Source organism: Motilimonas sp. 1_MG-2023 (assembly GCF_030547455.1).
Classification (GTDB): domain Bacteria; phylum Pseudomonadota; class Gammaproteobacteria; order Enterobacterales; family CBDFNC01; genus Motilimonas.
Map to the genome: position 1 here is coordinate 83,592 of NZ_JAUOPX010000002.1, position 15,227 is coordinate 98,818.

A 15,227-nucleotide genomic window follows, 5' to 3' on the forward strand; every position below is an offset into this window, starting at 1 on the left:
AGGTCAAGGAGATATTTTATATGGAGATATGATATCTGGTTTTTCAGAAAAGAGTGGCTTTGAATTCAAGCGAAAAGCGCTTAAACAAAGTAACCTGATAGGTAACATCTTCTGATACAAAACGCCGTGAAATCTTTCTTATGATAACTTTACTTGTTCATCGGGAAATCACTGTGCGGTGAGCACCAGCGTTTAATATGCTGCGCCCGTACTGCAATTTGCATTAACTCATCGGTGTCAGGGGCAAAGCGCGCCAGCATGTCGGTCATACGCTGAGAATACAGCAGCTCTTTCGGCCAACTTTTCCGGTGAACTCTTCTTGGTTAGGGTCTTGGCTATTAGCTTGATCAATTAACTCAATCACTTGGCTAAACATAAGGTATTCCATTTATCTAATATTCTCGGTATTTTATGCAGCTAGCCAAGATTAAACTAGTTTGCTGTAATGCCTAGGGGGGAAACTTGACCGCCATTTCAAAAGAAAAAGCCGAGCATTATAACTGGGGTGAAGAATGTGATGGCTGGCATCTTGTTAAATCCCAAGCTTTAAGCGTTATCCAAGAGCGCGTGCCGCCCGGCGGCCGTGAAATACGCCATCTACATCAACATGCCGAGCAGTTTTTCTATGTGCTGTCGGGTTGTGCAACGTTAGAAGTTAACGGTGAAACACATCAACTAACCGCCCAACAAGGGCTGCATGTACCCTGTAATACGCCTCATCAGTTAAGCAACCTAAGCCAAGATGATTTACATTTTATCGTTACTTCTACTCCGCCCAGTCATGAGGATAGGGTGATTATAAATCCACCACCAGACAAACCTTGAACTGACATTTGAGAGGAATATTAACTAAATAGTTGATTAAATTAATATTAAAATCTTAAACTGTCTTCGTTGGTATAACAAAGATATCTGACAAAATGGTTAAACGACTATTTACCCTAGATACAAACAGTGTGAATATTTAAGCTATTTTTGTAGCTTTTTGGGGACTTTTTATCACCTCATTTCGAGAGCTAGGAAACCGTTTTATTATCAAGGAGAATGAATGTTCAGTAAGAGAGCCGATGATCCATTCAATATGTTTGGAAACTCAGGGAAAACTCAAACATTTCAAAACAAACTTACTGCACTTGGACTTTTATTCGAAAGTGTAGAAGCATTCCAAGCTAAAGAGAAAATCAGATTAAATGCCGAATTAGATCGTATGATTGAAGGCTCTAGTGACTATGAACTAACGGGAATAGAGCTTCACTTTATAGACCATTACTTACATATGCAACGTATGTCAATTTTACTCCTATCTTACTCAATTTTGGAGAGCAGCTTGGTCACTATATGCGATAACTTTGCAAGAGAACTGAACTTGCCGGTATCAGTAGAAGATTTAAACGGTAGCGGGATTGAAAGATGTAAGAAGTACCTAGAGTCGTTCGATTTATTTTGTTTTACAGCTAACCGAGAGCTGAAAAAAAGTTGGGATAAACTTTCGTTTTTGAACAAGTTACGAAACTGTTTTGCTCATGCAGAAGGGGATATTAGCAAGTTCACAAAAATCAAGGCTTCTAGTATTGAAGGTAAGAAAGAAGAAGGATTGAGCTTAAGAGGTAGCCATATAATCATCGAATCTGGTTACGTCACGGATACAATAGAAGCAATCAAAGTGTTCTTGAACCTTATTCACAAAAAATAACATGACACTTCACATTAAATTGTAAACAATGCTCGGATTATCTCCAAAGCCTCGTTGGGCAAGCCGACTAAGTGCGCCCTTCTAAACTCGGCATCTCATTCAAACCATCAAGCCAAGTTAGCTTGGTGGACGTGTAGAGATTAACCTCGGCGGGTAGCGCCTCTGCTTGGTCTAACGCGCCAAGGTACAGCATATTTAGCCCGTTGAAGCGCTGGTTTTTATTGTAAATCGGGCTACAGCATTGGCTGCACACAAACTTAGTGGCTTTATCCGTCAGCGTGATAGCTTTTAATTGACCGCGGAGCAGTTTGAAGTCTTTAGCTAGACTGACGGCATAGGTTACAGTGGCAATTGACTACCTTTTTTACCTCGCCCAACAGCTCAAATTTCACATCCTGACAATGGAAACTTCCCTGCATAACTCTCTCTCAGCTTTGACTTTTTTATAATTAAGTAACGAACTTAACATAAGCAAAGTTATGAGACAAAACCTACAGGCGGCTGCTAGCGACAAGTTCACCTTCCAACTCAGCCTACTCACTCAAAGTATGAATGATCTGATTACTGCTGCCGCGCCATTTTAAGCTCGGGTCGGCCAGCTCTTGCTCAAACGGGCCGTCTATCAGCACGTCCACCAGCTCCACTACTTTTTGCTGCGCTGGGCTTAAGTTGCTTAAGGTATAGCCCGTCCAGCACCAAATATCTTTGCCTTGGGTACGCGCTTTTACTTGCTGCACCAGATCTAAAATCGCATCAAGGTTATTCGGGTGCAACGGGTCGCCGCCGGAAAGGGACAAGCCACGGCGTTTGATCCTAGGATCGTTAAGATCATTAATGATCGTTTCCACCATGGCTTGCTCAAAAGGCTGCCCAGCATCACAGCGCCAAGTCGCTTGGTTGTAGCAGCCCTTGCAGGCATGCTCGCAACCCGACACAAACAAGGTACAACGGGTACCAGGCCCATTCACAACATCCACGCTGTAATACTTTTGATAATGCATCAGCTTAGCTTAAAGGTGCTTAACGCGACGTTGCACTTCTTCTTGCTTGCCGTCATTAAATGGCCTTGCGTCAGGGCTACCTAAGTAACCACAAACACGGCGCGTCACAGATACCGTTGCGGGGTTATGATTACCGCAAGACGGACAAGTAAAACCTTTACTGGTACAGTCAAATTCGCCATTGAAGCCGCACTCGTAACATTCATCTATCGGTGTATTGGTACCGTAATAAGGCACGCGTTCAAAGGCATAATCCCATACGTCTTCTAACGCTTCTAAATTATGCTGCATGTTCGGGTATTCGCCGTAACAGATAAAACCACCATTGGCGATATCGGGGTAAGCCAACTCAAAATCGAGCTTATCAAATGGGTTAACCTTTTTTTCCACGTCTAAGTGGAAGCTATTGGTGTAATAGCCTTTATCGGTCACGCCTTCAATCACACCAAAGGTTTTGGTGTCTAACTTACAAAAGCGACTGCATAGGTTTTCACTTGGTGTGCTATATAAGCTAAAACCATAGCCTGATTCATTTTTCCATTGATCCGTTGCAGCGCGCAGGGTTCTCACTATATTCAGGGCTTTTTCCCGCAGTACTTCATCATCGTAGACATGAGTGTCGCTGCCGTATAACCCTTGCACTGTCTCATGTAAGCCAATGTAGCCTAATGAAATAGAAGCGCGGCCATGTTTAAAAATCTCACTAATATCATCATCAGGCTTTAACCTCACACCACAAGCTCCTTCCATATAAAGGATCGGTGCCACGCGGGCTTTTACCCCTTCTAAGCGGCTAATGCGCGAGTCTAATGCCGCTTTGGCAATGGCTAGACGCTGGTCTAGAATCTTATAAAAACGACGCTCGCTGCCTTTCGCTTCAATAGCAATGCGTGGCAGGTTTAAGCTAACCACACCTAAGTTATTGCGCCCATCATGGATCATTTCACCATCTTCTTCATAAACACCTAGAAAACTACGGCAACCCATTGGTGTTTTGAACGACCCAGTTACACGCACTATTTGCTCGTAATTTAAGATATCAGGATACATGCGTTTTGAGGCAGACTCTAATGCCAGTTGCTTAATATCGTAATTAGGATCCCCCGCTTGATGGTTCAAGCCGCCTTTAATGGCGAACACTAACTTTGGAAAAATAGCCGTCTTTTTGTTTTTACCTAAGCCAGCAATGCGATTTTTTAAGATAGAAATTTGAATTAAGCGCGCTGCCCAGCTGGTGCCCAAACCAAAACCGAAGGTGACAAACGGCGTTTGGCCATTAGCGGTATGTAAGGTGTTCACTTCATATTCCAATGACTGGAACGCATCGTAACATTCTTTTTCGGTGCGACTACGAGCAAAGCCTTCAGCATCAGGTATTTGCCATTGCTGCGCTAACGCGACGTTTTTCTCATAGCTGGCCTCAACATACGGCGCTAAGACTTCATCAATGCGATTGATAGTAGTGCCACCATAAATATGGCTGGCCACTTGCGCAATAATTTGCGCAGTGACTGCAGTTGCGGTCGCAATAGACTTAGGTGTTTCAATTTCTGCATTACCCATTTTAAAGCCGTGAGTCAGCATGCCTTTTAAGTCGATTAGCATGCAGTTAAACATCGGGAAAAATGGCGCGTAGTCTAAATCGTGATAATGAATTTCACCACTTTGATGCGCTTTGACGATTTCTTTGGGCAACATATGCTGCGTGGCGTAGTGCTTTGCCACAATACCAGCCAATAAATCACGTTGTGTTGGGATTACCTTGCTGTCTTTATTGGCATTTTCATTGAGGATCGATGCATCACTTTGCTCAATCAAGCCGCGGATTTCTGTTGCTAGGCGACCTTTTTTCTCACGTACTGAATCACGATCGTGGCGGTATTCAATGTAATGGCGCGCCACTTCTTTATAGTCACTGGCCATTAACTGGTTTTCAACCGTGTCTTGCAGTTCATGAATGTCCACTTCATAGCGCTGTGCCAATTCTTGCTCGACATTTTCTGCGATGGTTTGAGCATAATGTTCATCGGGCTCTAACACGTTTTCCATGGCGCACAGCACCGCAGCTTTAATACGATTTAGATCAAATGGCACGCGCGCGCCATCGCGCTTTATGACGACAGGTTTCAAGGCGGAAACTCCTAACAAGAGAAGGCCTCACACTAAATGTGGGCAAGATGTATTTAAGAAACACTAGATATTGTGTATTAGGCGTAAAATTGCTGTTTAGCGTGTTGATCTAGATCAACTGAAAAAGAGGATATTTCTGGCTTTTTACTATTTGAGATTAACGTCAAGTTTGACAATTGTTTTTGTTTTTTGTCTTGCATTGATGCCAAGGCTTTTCGCTCTTGGCTTCGCAAAATATCAAGCAAAATTATGCTGATTTAGCGTATTCTTTTTACGCTATAATTTTACCTATTCCTGTTCAGTTTGTTTCCATAAGATATGACAGAACTTTTCATCTTGGTCTTTACTAATAAGCAAACGTGCATAAATATCGGTTAGGGCATCGTCTTCATCCACCAAACCAACAACTACTTCTGCATAATTATCTTCGTCTACTTCAAAACCAACATGCTCATCCCAGTCAAAGCCAACGGCTACTAAATCGGCTGCACCTTGCTCTTCAAATTGTGCCGCCAGTAAGATCATGTCAGCAGGGTCTAAATTGTCACAGGCTAAATCTAAGAAAATTTCGTAGGCGGCATCAATCAGCTCATCTGGCGTTAGTTGGTTTTTGTCTGTCATATTAATCCCCTTCAATAAAGGCGCATTAGACCATGACAAGGATTGCAAAGAAACAAAAATACCACGTCGAAATGGTGGCGAAAAAATTTTTAAAAATAATTTTTTTTACTTGAATTTCTGTCAGACCAGAGCCCACAAGCTTGTCGCGAGAGGGGCAAAAACACTTAGCGTCAGTTTGGCATTTATGGTCAATTTGTTGTCTATTTTATTTGGCTTTCTCGCCTATACTAATCTTAGTTCGTCACACAGGAGGTTATTATGATAGGTAAAATAGCAGCTTATTCACTGGTGGGTCAATCTATACAACACGCTGGAATTATTACGTTTTTCAACCAGAAAACCGATGAAGTGACGATCCGAGATTTTGATGGCAACATCTGGAATGGCTGGGGTTTTCAAATAAAACTCATTCAACCAGAAGAGACCGAAACTGAGCCATCTATAGCAAGCTGAGCTGACGGTGGAGACTCAATGCAGGCAGTGTTATGCTGCGCTATCTGTGTCCATTAATACTGACAAACCATGAACAAAATTATTTATATTGCCGACCCTATGTGCAGCTGGTGCTTTGGTTTTAGCACTCAGCTGCAGCAGTTAAAACAACAGCTACCTCACTATCCATTTGAACTTGTCATGGGCGGTTTGCGCACAGGTGAAGACGCGCAACCACTAGACGCCTCCCTCGCCGAAATGCTTTCTCATCACTGGCAAAAAGTTGAGCAGTTAACAGGACAAAAAATTAACCCTGAAATACTTAATCGGGTTGATCAATTTGTTTACGATACCGAGCCTGCTTGCCGCGCAGTCACTTTATTAGGTGAAGCCAGCCCAGCCCACCAATTTGACTATCTACTTGCGGTACAAACAGCTTTCTATCAAGATAATAAGGACATTACCCAGGCCGAGGTACTGGCAGAGTTAGCTAGCCCTTGGTTAGAGCAAGACTTCTTTTTAGAGTTATTCAATAGCCCCGCCATGATTGAAGCAACACAACAGGACTTTGAACTGTCTCGCCAATGGCAAGTGTTTAGCTACCCGACCTTAGTGTACTCAACCGAGGATAGAATGATTTTACTGGCACAAGGTTATGCCACTGCCGATGCCATTCGCGAAGGTATTGAAAATATTGAGCAAGGCTTAAAGAACGAAAAAGCAGATGACAAAACAGAATAAAATCTGCAAAACAACAAAGGGGCTAACAGCCCCTTTGGTCTTATCACAATAAACGCTATCAGTCTTATTTTGCCTTAAACTGATTACTTAAAAAATCATACTGATAGCCAATTGATGAGAGTTTCTGCTCTAAGCCATCGCGAGGAATATCAAACAACCCGACCAAATCTTCTAAATCTTCACATTCGATGCGTAGCTGTTCATTTACAATGCTAAGTAGAATGTGACTATCCATATTATGAAATCGACTTAAATCCATCACTTTACCTCCTCTTTCTATAGCGCTACTTTGAGTTTAGCTTAAATTAGAAAAAGCGATAAAATAGCCATTGCCTAATCAGTGCCACGTTTTAACATCGCAATCGCAATACCGCCAATCACCAACAAGCTAGAGATGGTCAAGGGTAATGTCCATGATTCATCCAATAACACGATACCAAGTATTGCAGTAATAATGGGCACACTAAGCTGATACAAGCCCGCTTGCGCTGCTGGAATACTCGGTAACAACAGATACCATAATGTATATCCTAACCCTGAAGCCAACCCGCCAGATAAACAGGCCAACACCATGCCGTTAATCGATAACATTTCGGTCCAATTAAACCAAGGTAGCAAACTTAAACTCAGAAGCGCTGCCCGACTGAAATTTTGCCTTGTCATTACTACCGGGTGCTTTACGCCTTTGCCTAGCCAGGTGTAAACACCCCAAGCAATACCAGCCAAAGCCATCAGTAAGGCAGCGGAAAGACTTGGCGCTGATGAACTGGGCAATAACAAATAAGCGAGCCCCACCATAGCTAATAACATCCCAGCCAGTTCAAAGAGATTGGCAATATAACCTTGGCGAAAATTAATTAAGAATAGCGTCAGCTGAACCAGGGCAAATAAAATTAGCGCACCGACACCGGCATCTAGCTGAACATAGGCAAATGAAAAGCCAGCCGCATAAAATAATAATGCCACCGCTCCTCCCCAGCTTCCTGAGGCTTGTTCCTTGCCTAATGAAGCAAATAAGAAACTTAACCCCCATAAAGTGAAAGCCCCTGAAATAAGGCGTAACACAGTAAATTCAGCGGCAGCAATTTCACCACTAGCAAGGGCAAAACGACAAAAAATGGAGTTAGCAGCAAACAAGGTTAAAGTTAGTAGTAGCTGAAGTAAGAATTTTATTTGAATCGAGGAAGGCATAAAAAAGGGCTATGAACTTAAGCAAAAAAGCCATCATAGCCCGTTAACAAAGAGATAAACAGTAAAGGAGCTTACTGATACATACCCTGTTACTTTAAAGAAGAATAGTATGCCGCTAAATCAGCAATATCTTCATCGGATAACGCTGCCGCATTAGCTTGCATCACCGCAGCCATGCCGCCATTGCGCTCTTTAGACTTATAAGCTTTCAGAGACGAAACAAGATAAGCCTCATTTTGCCCCGCTAAATTTGGGTACACAGGTACGGCAGCAATCCCCTCTGCACCATGGCAAGCAACACACGTTGCTGATTTGGCTTTACCGGCTTCGGCATCTCCTGCTGTCGCAAGCGTTGGCACACACGCCAATAAAGAAAGCCCGATTAGTAGTTTTTTCATTTTATTTTCCTTCACATTGCTCTGGTATTTACGGCCAAATATTTAATCATATTAGCAGTTTATATATAAGCGATACGGACTAAGATCAAATAAACTTAGACTACGCTCATCCAGTCTAGTCAGTACGTTGCTAAGGTGATGTTTGACCAAGCTGACCTCACTTAGCCAAGCTTAGCCGCAACTTGTGCTAGTCGATAGCATCAAAACGAGTAAATTCAGCAGCAAATTAAAGCGAAGGAAGAAGTTAAACGTCCTCAATACGATAGATTTTCTCTAGTTGTTTTTTGTTCGATACGGCGACATCTAAATCTCTCAGTAAGCCATCTTTAATGGAATAAACCCAGCCATGCACGGTTAACTCTTGCTCTCTTTGCCATGCTTGCTGCACGATACTGGTGTGGCAGATATTTTCTACTTGCTCAATCACATTCAGTTCGCATAAATAGTCGACGCGTTGCTCTTGAGTCATCTGAGAATTGAATTTACGACGATGCTTTTGATAAGTATCTTTAATATTACGCAGCCAATAATCAATCAAACCGTGAGAAGTATTTTCCAGTGCCGTTTTAATGCCTCCGCAGCCATAATGGCCTGTGACAATAATGTGTTTAACTTTAAGTACATCCACTGCATATTGGATCACAGACATACAATTTAAGTCCGTATGTACCACTAGATTAGCAATGTTACGATGAACAAAAATGTCGCCAGGAAGCAACCCCAATAACTGATTAGCCGGAACACGACTATCAGAGCAGCCAATCCATAAGTACTCTGGCGCTTGTTGCGCAGCTAACGTTTCAAAAAAAGCAGGATCTTCAGCCTTAATTCTCTCAGCCCAATCTTCATTATTTTCAAGCAGATGCCCTAATAAATCCACATTTCGTTCCTCATCTCTACTTTCTTCGGCCAATTTAGCGCACCTAGAGTAACCAAACACTGATACAAAGCAAATAATAAATCACAGCTTAAGACTACTCGTTTTAATGGAATGATTTTTAAACCATGTTTGCCATTCTGGCAACCAAAGCCACAGCAGTACCGCGGCCATTGTCATGGCATCAGCAAACCATCCATCCAATAAAATGCTAATCAGAGTTAAACCGGCAATAAGGGTTCGATTAAAGTGTTCGTTTAAGCGCTGACAGTTTAGATGAGACATATTATCCTCCGCAGCCATCACCAGCTTTTTGTAAATACTACAATTTAAAAAGCATGAACTATTCCAAGTTGCTTATTCCATCGCAATTAAATATTAAAAACCCTACTTGAGGCAGTGTTATACTTGATAGAAGAACAAATAAGACCAAGGAAGTCCTTTGTGTAATTTAACCCGCATGCTCAGCATCATACTATTAGCCCCTGTCAGTTACTTGACGTTAGCTGACGACCTCAGTGTAGAAGAAAAAAGTCCTTGTCTGTATGAAAGCCAAGAAAGCACCATGCTGGACAAAACCTATGACTACCTAAATTCAAAGCTTTGTGAACCAGCTCTTTGGTTCGATGATTTCTTTGTTGATGAGCGCGTAACACAAGACTCTAGAGCGGGCACTATGGTGCGCTGGTATAATGACTTTAAGCAAACCGAAGGCGAAGGCTTTACATATAAGACACGACTCTCTGCTCGAGTACACATTCCCAAAGCCACTAAACGATTAAAGTTAGTATTTGAAAGCGATGCTGACGATAAAGTTGCCGATCTCTTTCCTAATAGCAGTGACGACACAAAAAATACGTTCGGTTTACGCTATGACTGGTTTGTTAAAGAACGCTCCAGTTTGAATTTTAAAGTCAGCTTACACCCAGGTATTGAAGCACGTTATCGCTACACTTACCCATTCACCGCTGATACTTATGGCCGTATTACACAAAAAATTTACCAGAAAAAAAGCGATACAGGCAGCAAGACTGACCTCGATTTAGATCACAAAATCAATGACACTTTTTTACTGCGCTGGACTAATTTCGCCAAGGTAGAAACCAGCTTTAATGGCGCAGAATTAGGCTCAGGCTTAACTCTCTATCAATTTATCTCTGACACTCAAGCTCTCAGCTATGAGGCAAGTGTTCAAGGTAAAACGAAACCTTATCACTACCTTTCTAACCAACGACTGGCGGTTAGGTATCGACAAAGTATTTTCCGAAAGTGGTTTTTTTATGAGCTCACCCCTGCCGTTGAGTGGCCCAAAGAAGAAGAACTAGAACGACACGATGAAGTTTCTATCACCCTAAGGTTAGAGGTGCTGTTTAACAACATCTAGGTCTGCACAGCAGTTAGTTCAATAGTTAATACCTATTGAACTAACTGAAATAAACCAATGTAAGCCTATCCCATTTTCCTCTATGCTATAGCTAAGTTAATAAACATTGAGAGGAAATTTTATGTTAGCTGTTATTTTTGGTCGCCCAGGTTGCCCTTATTGCGTACGTGCAAAAGAGATTGCTGAAACACTCACCGAATCACGAGATGATTTTAAATTCCGTTATGTTGATATTCATGCTGAAGGCATCAGTAAAGCGGACTTGGAAAAAACCGTAGGTAAACCAGTAGAAACCGTACCACAGATATTTTTAGATCAAAGCCATATCGGCGGTTGCACCGAATTTGAAGCCTACGCAAAAGAAAACCTAGGCCTTTATCAAGAAGATTAATCGAGTGGTTGATACCTTCCAAGCGCCGCTTTGGTGTGCTAATGCACACTTACAAACGTTATTGCCGACGTTTCTCAATCGGCAGTTTCGTTTGCCTTTGCAACATCAAACCTTAACCACGCCCGATCATGATTTTTTAGACCTGATCTGGACCGAGCGTCCTCAGGCGGACTTTAATAAGCCGATTGTGATTATTTTTCATGGTTTAGAGGGGTCAATCAATTCACCTTATGCGCAAGGGATGATGAGTGCACTCAAGAAAGCAGGTTGGATAGGCTTGCTGATGCACTTCCGAGGCTGCAGTGGTCGGCCAAATTTACGCGCCCGCAGTTATCACAGCGGAGAAACCGCTGACGCTCGTTTTTTAATCAATTGGCTGCAACAACAATATCCAGCCCATCCTTTAATGGCGATAGGTTATTCCCTTGGCGGCAACATGCTGCTAAACCTACTGGCAGAGCCCCAAGCATCTGGCCTGATAGCGGCAGTATCCGTTTCGGCGCCACTGCGGCTTGATTTATGCTCAGCGAGACTGCAACAAGGGTTCTCGCGTGTTTACCAGCATCATTTATTAAGTCGCATGAAGAAAAATTTAAATAATAAAGTTAGTACAGGCGCCTTGGCCGAGTTTCCCGTCCCCAATACTGCTCAGCTGACAACGTTCCACGCTTTTGATGAAACCATTACGGCACCATTACACGGCTTTGCCAGCGCCGCAGAGTATTATCAAAAATGCAGTGCATTTGATAAGTTAACGGACATCAACACACCATGCTTACTTATCCATTCTAAAGATGACCCCTTCATGACGCCCGAAGTTATTCCACGGCCAGATCAAGTTTCCGCTTTAGTTGAACTGGCGATCAGTAAAAAAGGTGGTCATGTTGGCTTTGTTCAAGGTAACATCCAACGCCCCACATTCTGGCTAGAACAAACCATTCCGACATGGTTAAGCCAATTCAGCAAGAGCACAATATGATCATTCCCTACCAAGATATCAGCGCCGAAACATTAGAGCAATTGATTGAACATTTTGTCCTACAAGAGGGCACGGAGTACGGTGAACAAGATATTAGTTTGGCCGAGAAAGTTCTGCAAGTGAGAGCACAGCTTGAATCAGGCCGAGTCGTCATCGTTTATTCCGAATTACACGAGTCCGTAAATATCGTACCAAAAGACCAAGTTAGTGAAGAAAATTCAGCAATGTTAAGTTAACCATTTCCTGACACGTTTTTTTTACATACACTGCTTATCTATTTGTTATCTCATTATTGGATAAGGTTCTCCCATGTCAGCCACGCATCCCATTATTGCCATTACCGGTTCATCAGGCGCAGGCACTTCCACCACAACCTTAGCCTTCGCCCAAATTTTTCGTCAGCTTGGCATCAAGGCCGCTTTTGTGGAAGGGGATAGCTTCCACCGCTATACCCGCCCTGAAATGGATGTTGCAATCCGTAAAGCCCGTGAACAAGGTAAGCATATAAGTTATTTTGGCCCACAAGCGAATGACTTTGAACAACTAGAACATTTCATGAAGGAATACGGCGAAACGGGCACAGGTCGATTTCGTCGCTATCTACACACATTTGATGAAGCTGTGCCTTACAATCAAATGCCAGGCACCTTTACCCCATGGCAAGAACTCGAAGACAACACTGACTTATTATTCTACGAAGGCTTACACGGCGCAGTCTGCGATGGTAATACAGATGTCGCTCAGCATGTGGACTTTCTGATAGGGATGGTGCCAATTGTAAATTTGGAGTGGATCCAAAAATTAGTGCGCGATACATCTGAGCGCGGCCATTCTAGAGAAGCCGTAACAGACTCAATTGTTCGTTCAATGGATGACTACATTAATTTTATTACACCGCAGTTTTCACGCACACACATTAACTTTCAGCGCGTGCCCTTGGTGGACACCTCTAACCCCTTTAGTGCTAAGAACATCCCATCACTGGATGAAAGTTTGCTGGTGATCCGCTTTCGCGGTATTAAGAACATGGACTTTCCTTACCTGCTCTCGATGATTGATGATGCGTATATGTCACGTATGAATACCATAGTCGTACCAGGCGGGAAAATGGGCTTTGCCATGGAGCTAATACTAACGCCGTTAATCCGTCAACTAATGGCAACGGGTAAAATCGCCTAAATTAACGGGCTCATCTTAGACGAGCCCACTACCTATTTACGCGGTTTTAACTTCAAAGCGAGCATTGATCTCTACTGTTGGTTCAAGCATTTTAGCAACCGAGCAATACTTTTCCATTGAGGCGTTAATCGCTTTGTCGACTATACTCGCGTCAACGTCAGTACCCGTTACCGTGTATAACAAATCAATTTTAGTGAAAACCCTCGGTGCCGATTCAGCTCGCTCGGCTGTCACACCAACTTCGCAACCTTGGATTTTCTGCTTCGCGTCCTTTAAATCTGAAACGATATCTACAGAGCTACAGCCAGCAATCGCCATTAGTACTAACTCCATTGGGCTGGCTCCGTCGGTGCCGCTGTTGCCATCCATTAAAACTTGATGTCCCTTCGACGATTGACCAACAAATTTTAAGGCCTGCGACCACTCCACTTTAATTTGCATATATTTCTCATTTACTTATTGTGACAATAGGATGATTAAGCTTGGTTTTTTTCTTAAACATTGAGCTAGTTCAAATCGACAATTAGATCAAAATCAATCTAAAAAGCTGATCCAGCGCTAATTTTATAACTTTATCAATCAAGACTTGCAGCATGATTACAAGGCTTTTATGCTATCATGCGTTAACTAAAATAGCTCACTGCTAATGATGTCTTGCTGCAGGTGCAACCAGATTGAAGCGGTAAATATAAGAATAGAGGAACACATATGGTACTTGGTAAACCTCAAGCAGATCCGACATTAGAATGGTTTTTGTCGCACTGCCATATCCACAAGTATCCTTCTAAAAGCACATTGATCCATGCTGGCGAAAAAGCTGAAACTCTTTACTATATCGTAAAAGGCTCGGTTGCTGTGTTAATCAAGGATGAAGAAGGCAAAGAAATGATCCTGTCTTACCTTAACCAGGGAGACTTTATGGGTGAGTTAGGTTTGTTTGATGAATCAGAAAACCCAATTCGTACCGCTTGGATCCGCGCAAAATCTCCATGTGAAGTGGCTGAAATTTCTTACAAGAAATTCCGTCAGTTGATTCAGGTAAACCCTGAAATTCTAATGCGCCTTTCTAGCCAAATGGGCTCTCGCCTACAGGAAACCAGTCAAAAAGTAGGCGACTTGGCTTTCCTAGATGTAACTGGTCGTATTGCACAAACTCTGTTAAGCCTAGCTAAACAGCCTGATGCAATGACCCATCCAGATGGCATGCAAATTAAAATTACCCGTCAAGAAATCGGCCAAATCGTGGGTTGTTCTCGTGAAACTGTCGGTCGCATTCTGAAAATGCTGGAAGAGCAGAACCTCATTTCAGCTCACGGTAAAACCATTGTGGTATTCGGTACCCGTTAATTCGGCACCCATTAACTTGGGTTAGCCAATACTAGCAAGGTGGTATAAAACGAGGCTTAAGCCTCGTTTTTTTATGTCTGGCATTCACGTTGTTCGCTTTTTGGCAAATTTCAGGCATAAAAAAACCGGCCTAAGCCGGTTTTTAAGAAGTAAGTGTAAAACTTACTCTGCAGCTACTACTGAAACTTTAACAGTTGCAGTTACGTCGCTGTGTACTTGGATTGCGATGTCGTATTCGCCAGTGTTACGTAGAACACCTTCTGGTAGACGAACTTCGCTCTTCACTACTTGTACGCCAGCTGCAGTAATTGCATCAGCGATATCACGAGTACCGATAGAACCAAATAATTTGCCTTCTTCACCCGCTTTAGAAGCGATAACAACCGCTTCTAGTGCGTTTAGCTTCTCGCCACGTTGCTCAGCAGCTGATAGGTCTGCAGCAATTTTAGCTTCTAGCTCAGCACGGCGTGCTTCGAATTTCTCTGTGTTTGCTTTGTTTGCAGGAACCGCTTTACCCTGTGGGAAAAGGAAGTTACGAGCATAACCAGCTTTAACAGAAACTTGATCACCTAGCGTACCTAGGTTAGCAACTTTGTCTAATAAAATAATTTCCATGTCACTTCCCCTCTTACTGATGTAAGTCAGTGTATGGTAAAAGAGACAGGTAGCGTGCGCGCTTGATTGCACGAGCTAGCTGGCGTTGGTATTTTGCACGTGTGCCAGTAATACGGCTAGGTACAATTTTACCACTTTCAGTAACGTAGTTTTTTAAAGTCACTACATCTTTGTAATCGATTTCGCTTACGCCTTCAGCAGTAAAGCGACAGAACTTACGACGACGGAAATAACGTGCCATTTGCCTG

22 protein-coding genes and 1 pseudogene are annotated in these 15,227 nt (G+C 42.8%); 10 read left to right on the forward strand and 13 right to left on the reverse strand.

Annotated elements, in window-relative coordinates; all coding sequences use genetic code 11:
• Positions 1–152: 152 nt before the first annotated feature.
• Positions 153–376, reverse strand: a pseudogene (locus tag Q4519_RS22385) (DUF4202 family protein); the annotation flags it as partial.
• Between the two features lie 86 nt (positions 377–462).
• On the opposite strand from Q4519_RS22385, the gene Q4519_RS01475 reads away from it, so the two are divergent.
• Both Q4519_RS01475 and Q4519_RS01480 read left to right on the forward strand, forming a co-directional pair.
• A complete protein-coding gene (locus Q4519_RS01475; RefSeq protein ID WP_303508752.1) occupies positions 463–825 on the forward strand; it encodes a cupin domain-containing protein in 363 nt (120 codons plus the stop codon).
• Between the two features lie 223 nt (positions 826–1,048).
• Complete coding sequence (locus tag Q4519_RS01480; RefSeq protein ID WP_303508755.1) at positions 1,049–1,693, forward strand: hypothetical protein; 645 nt, start codon at positions 1,049–1,051, stop codon at positions 1,691–1,693.
• Positions 1,694–1,760: 67 nt separating this feature from the next.
• Here Q4519_RS01480 and Q4519_RS01485 read toward each other — a convergent pair whose 3' ends face one another.
• The 4 genes from Q4519_RS01485 to Q4519_RS01500 all read right to left on the reverse strand — a co-directional run bounded on the left by Q4519_RS01485 (position 1,761) and on the right by Q4519_RS01500 (position 5,445).
• Positions 1,761–2,045, reverse strand: a complete 285-nt coding sequence (locus Q4519_RS01485) for a GFA family protein (RefSeq protein ID WP_303508942.1) — start codon at positions 2,043–2,045, stop codon at positions 1,761–1,763.
• A gap of 181 nt (positions 2,046–2,226) precedes the next feature.
• Positions 2,227–2,694 carry an anaerobic ribonucleoside-triphosphate reductase-activating protein gene (gene nrdG / locus Q4519_RS01490; RefSeq protein WP_303508760.1) on the reverse strand — a complete coding sequence of 156 codons (468 nt, stop codon included), beginning with the start codon at positions 2,692–2,694 and terminating at the stop codon, positions 2,227–2,229.
• A gap of 9 nt (positions 2,695–2,703) precedes the next feature.
• Entirely contained in the window at positions 2,704–4,824 is a 2,121-nt protein-coding gene (gene nrdD / locus Q4519_RS01495) for an anaerobic ribonucleoside-triphosphate reductase (protein ID WP_303508763.1), read from the reverse strand.
• 288 nt (positions 4,825–5,112) lie between these two features.
• Positions 5,113–5,445, reverse strand: a complete 333-nt coding sequence (locus Q4519_RS01500; protein WP_232801448.1) for an HI1450 family dsDNA-mimic protein — start codon at positions 5,443–5,445, stop codon at positions 5,113–5,115.
• Between the two features lie 258 nt (positions 5,446–5,703).
• Here Q4519_RS01500 and Q4519_RS01505 point away from each other — a divergent pair, with 258 nt between their 5' ends.
• Both Q4519_RS01505 and Q4519_RS01510 read left to right on the forward strand, forming a co-directional pair.
• On the forward strand, positions 5,704–5,898 hold the full coding sequence (locus tag Q4519_RS01505; RefSeq protein WP_232801449.1) for a hypothetical protein: 195 nt from the start codon (positions 5,704–5,706) through the stop codon (positions 5,896–5,898).
• A 69-nt stretch (positions 5,899–5,967) separates the two neighbouring features.
• Complete coding sequence (locus tag Q4519_RS01510; protein ID WP_232801450.1) at positions 5,968–6,618, forward strand: DsbA family protein; 651 nt, start codon at positions 5,968–5,970, stop codon at positions 6,616–6,618.
• 64 nt (positions 6,619–6,682) lie between these two features.
• Here the strand turns inward: Q4519_RS01510 and Q4519_RS01515 are convergent, their stop codons facing one another.
• The 5 genes from Q4519_RS01515 to Q4519_RS01535 all read right to left on the reverse strand — a co-directional run bounded on the left by Q4519_RS01515 (position 6,683) and on the right by Q4519_RS01535 (position 9,369).
• Complete coding sequence (locus tag Q4519_RS01515; RefSeq protein ID WP_232801451.1) at positions 6,683–6,877, reverse strand: DUF4250 domain-containing protein; 195 nt, start codon at positions 6,875–6,877, stop codon at positions 6,683–6,685.
• A 74-nt stretch (positions 6,878–6,951) separates the two neighbouring features.
• A complete protein-coding gene (locus Q4519_RS01520; RefSeq protein ID WP_232801452.1) occupies positions 6,952–7,809 on the reverse strand; it encodes a DMT family transporter in 858 nt (285 codons plus the stop codon).
• 89 nt (positions 7,810–7,898) lie between these two features.
• Complete coding sequence (locus Q4519_RS01525) at positions 7,899–8,207, reverse strand: cytochrome c (RefSeq protein ID WP_232801453.1); 309 nt, start codon at positions 8,205–8,207, stop codon at positions 7,899–7,901.
• 244 nt (positions 8,208–8,451) lie between these two features.
• Entirely contained in the window at positions 8,452–9,087 is a 636-nt protein-coding gene (gene can / locus Q4519_RS01530; RefSeq protein WP_303508943.1) for a carbonate dehydratase, read from the reverse strand.
• An 81-nt stretch (positions 9,088–9,168) separates the two neighbouring features.
• Positions 9,169–9,369 carry a hypothetical protein gene (locus tag Q4519_RS01535; protein ID WP_232801454.1) on the reverse strand — a complete coding sequence of 67 codons (201 nt, stop codon included), beginning with the start codon at positions 9,367–9,369 and terminating at the stop codon, positions 9,169–9,171.
• A gap of 157 nt (positions 9,370–9,526) precedes the next feature.
• Here Q4519_RS01535 and Q4519_RS01540 point away from each other — a divergent pair, with 157 nt between their 5' ends.
• The 5 genes from Q4519_RS01540 (at position 9,527) to Q4519_RS01560 (ending at position 13,017) form a co-directional block, all read left to right on the forward strand.
• Positions 9,527–10,468 (forward strand): hypothetical protein, encoded by a 942-nt coding sequence (locus Q4519_RS01540; RefSeq protein WP_232801455.1) that lies wholly within the window; start codon positions 9,527–9,529, stop codon positions 10,466–10,468.
• A gap of 121 nt (positions 10,469–10,589) precedes the next feature.
• Positions 10,590–10,859: a GrxA family glutaredoxin gene (locus Q4519_RS01545; protein WP_303508771.1), complete on the forward strand. Its 270-nt coding sequence runs from the start codon at positions 10,590–10,592 to the stop codon at positions 10,857–10,859.
• 4 nt (positions 10,860–10,863) lie between these two features.
• Positions 10,864–11,838 (forward strand): hydrolase, encoded by a 975-nt coding sequence (locus tag Q4519_RS01550; RefSeq protein ID WP_303508773.1) that lies wholly within the window; start codon positions 10,864–10,866, stop codon positions 11,836–11,838.
• Positions 11,835–12,074: a YheU family protein gene (locus Q4519_RS01555; RefSeq protein ID WP_232801458.1), complete on the forward strand. Its 240-nt coding sequence runs from the start codon at positions 11,835–11,837 to the stop codon at positions 12,072–12,074. Before Q4519_RS01550 ends, Q4519_RS01555 begins: the two co-directional genes overlap by 4 nt.
• Before the next feature lie 73 nt (positions 12,075–12,147).
• On the forward strand, positions 12,148–13,017 hold the full coding sequence (locus Q4519_RS01560; protein ID WP_232801459.1) for a phosphoribulokinase: 870 nt from the start codon (positions 12,148–12,150) through the stop codon (positions 13,015–13,017).
• Positions 13,018–13,053: 36 nt separating this feature from the next.
• On the opposite strand, the gene Q4519_RS01565 is transcribed toward Q4519_RS01560, so the two are convergent.
• The gene (locus Q4519_RS01565; RefSeq protein WP_303508775.1) at positions 13,054–13,458 is read right to left on the reverse strand and encodes an OsmC family protein; all 405 of its coding nucleotides are present in this window, start codon (positions 13,456–13,458) and stop codon (positions 13,054–13,056) included.
• A 267-nt stretch (positions 13,459–13,725) separates the two neighbouring features.
• Here Q4519_RS01565 and crp point away from each other — a divergent pair, with 267 nt between their 5' ends.
• The gene (gene crp / locus Q4519_RS01570) at positions 13,726–14,364 is read left to right on the forward strand and encodes a cAMP-activated global transcriptional regulator CRP (RefSeq protein ID WP_232801461.1); all 639 of its coding nucleotides are present in this window, start codon (positions 13,726–13,728) and stop codon (positions 14,362–14,364) included.
• A gap of 162 nt (positions 14,365–14,526) precedes the next feature.
• On the opposite strand, the gene rplI is transcribed toward crp, so the two are convergent.
• Complete coding sequence (gene rplI / locus Q4519_RS01575) at positions 14,527–14,979, reverse strand: 50S ribosomal protein L9 (RefSeq protein WP_232801462.1); 453 nt, start codon at positions 14,977–14,979, stop codon at positions 14,527–14,529.
• A gap of 13 nt (positions 14,980–14,992) precedes the next feature.
• Positions 14,993–15,220 carry a 30S ribosomal protein S18 gene (gene rpsR / locus Q4519_RS01580; protein WP_119910532.1) on the reverse strand — a complete coding sequence of 76 codons (228 nt, stop codon included), beginning with the start codon at positions 15,218–15,220 and terminating at the stop codon, positions 14,993–14,995.
• Between the last annotated feature and the right edge of the window lie 7 nt (positions 15,221–15,227).